Origin of the sequence: Selenomonas sp. oral taxon 892 str. F0426, assembly GCF_000468035.1 — a bacterium.
In the GTDB taxonomy this organism is placed as follows: domain Bacteria; phylum Bacillota; class Negativicutes; order Selenomonadales; family Selenomonadaceae; genus Centipeda.
In genome coordinates, this window is sequence record NZ_KI260514.1 from 12,386 (window position 1) to 14,281 (window position 1,896).

The following is a 1,896-nucleotide window of genomic DNA, read 5'->3' on the forward strand; positions in this document are numbered from 1 at the left end:
AGTGGAAAGCCGCGACGGATAACAAATACACTGCTGAAACGGCGTTGGAATCTGCCGACTGGAAAGACCGTATCGCGCTGTCTGATGTCGGTGATACGAATACCGTCTTCTGGGTCAAGGCACTCAGCAGTGCAGATGAGGCGCCGCAGCAAGATACAAGCGTGGACATTCAGGCAGAGGGACTCCTAGTCTCGAATTGAGGAGGTTCGTATGGCGTTCAAATACATTAATCCGGGCTATGCGGAGCTGCTTTCGGTCAGCGGCGGCGCTACTGTGACAGGGAAGCAGTACAGCAAGACGGGCGTATCCTTCTGGCAGCCGACCAGTGACAAAGGTCTGACGATTTCAGGATTCCCTACAGAGCTTTACGGGAAATTGGATCTGTACTTCAAAGCACCGGAGAATGCAGACCGTGCCAAACTTACCCTTGCGATTGGAGGCTACATCATCGTTAGTGCGGAAACGTCCTGGAGCAGGTGGCACATGAAAGGGAATAACAATAACGATATCATTGCCACATCCGACAGCATTCGCATAAACGCCGTCAATACCTTGTGGTTTTATGTCAAACCGGGGCAGAACAATGACGGTATCTTTCGGGCGCTCTTGAACGAACACGAGGTTTGCAACAAGCAGGACTGTTCTTTTTGGTACGCCTACAGTTCCAGTGAAAAGACCATAACGGTTTACAGCAGAACCGAGGATATCCTCATTTCGAATCTCATCCTCTCGGATGCGGAGATCAGCCCACGGGAACAGGTTATCATGCTGCCCGTCCAAGCGACACAGACGAATATGACCGACTGTGGCGATGGAAGCTATGAGGCGACAGCTGCGAATCAGGAGATTCTGCAAACGGTCGATGTTGCCGCCCTATCTGCGCAGTATGGCGCGGACTCGCGTGTGACGGGGATTTCTCTTCTCGGCAATCCCGCCTATCGGACGGCAGAAGGACTGTGTGCTCTGACAGCAATTGAAAAGAGCGGTGGGAATATCACGGAATACGGAAGGCACATTGTAGAGCAGAATCCGAATTCCACCGTTATGGACACGCGCACTGTCTCTATGACCGTTGCAGAACTCACGGGACGGCAGTTCGGATGGAGAGCAGGGACATGAGCATCAGGCTGAAACCCGTCGTCTGCATCGCGTGGCTGCCGTTCGGGCGGATTCACCTCAAACCAATCATATATGCCACGGTGATTCCAGTATTCCGTCAGCCCGTGCAGGTGCGCGGAGATACGTCGCGCTGTCTCAACACATCCATCGCCATGCGTGCAGATACCCTGCGCGATATTCGGATCGTCAAGAAAATCCGAGTGACAGGGGATGCGCTTCGGCGTATCGGTCATTGCAAAGCAGCGTTGGTAGATACGAAACGGACTCTTATCAAACAGTCGCGTATTGTTGCAGATACGAAAATCGAGATTCCGCACACGCTTACCTACGCAGAGTTCAGAGAGCGCGGCATTCGTTCGTTCTCCGTGACGCTCGGCGAGCTTACGCTTTCCGACACAATCCAACTCGAAACCGTCCGGCCGCTTTCCATCGACGCGTGTGTTGAGGGGCGCGTGTTGGATTATGCCTTCCGTTTTCTTGTGGAGGAAACCAGTCAGCGCGGCATCATGCAGTCCGTCAAGGGAACATACAGTAAGGACACTCTCCTCTATACGCCTATCCATATCTACGTCGAACGGGCAAAGGTGTCGCGCTATACGGCAGAAATTGCATCGGCACTCGGGCTTCGGCTTCATCATCTGACCGATGATTTCACACCATCCCAGAACTTTGAGGGCAGCGGAATGACCTACCATGACTTCATCTCCGCGCTCTTCGGCTGGACAGCGAAACTGCCGCAGCGGCAGATCAACGTCTTTATTCGAGGAGATACGCTCC

1 protein-coding gene and 2 pseudogenes are annotated in these 1,896 nt (G+C 53.3%); all 3 read left to right on the forward strand.

Annotation, left to right across the window (positions count from 1 at the left end; translation table 11 throughout):
• Positions 1–200 (forward strand): annotated as a pseudogene (locus HMPREF1992_RS00420) (hypothetical protein); the annotation flags it as partial.
• 10 nt (positions 201–210) lie between these two features.
• Positions 211–1,119 (forward strand): hypothetical protein, encoded by a 909-nt coding sequence (locus HMPREF1992_RS00425; RefSeq protein WP_006696256.1) that lies wholly within the window; start codon positions 211–213, stop codon positions 1,117–1,119.
• Positions 1,116–1,896, forward strand: a pseudogene (locus tag HMPREF1992_RS00430) (hypothetical protein); the annotation flags it as partial. The gene HMPREF1992_RS00425 and the pseudogene HMPREF1992_RS00430, both read left to right, overlap by 4 nt.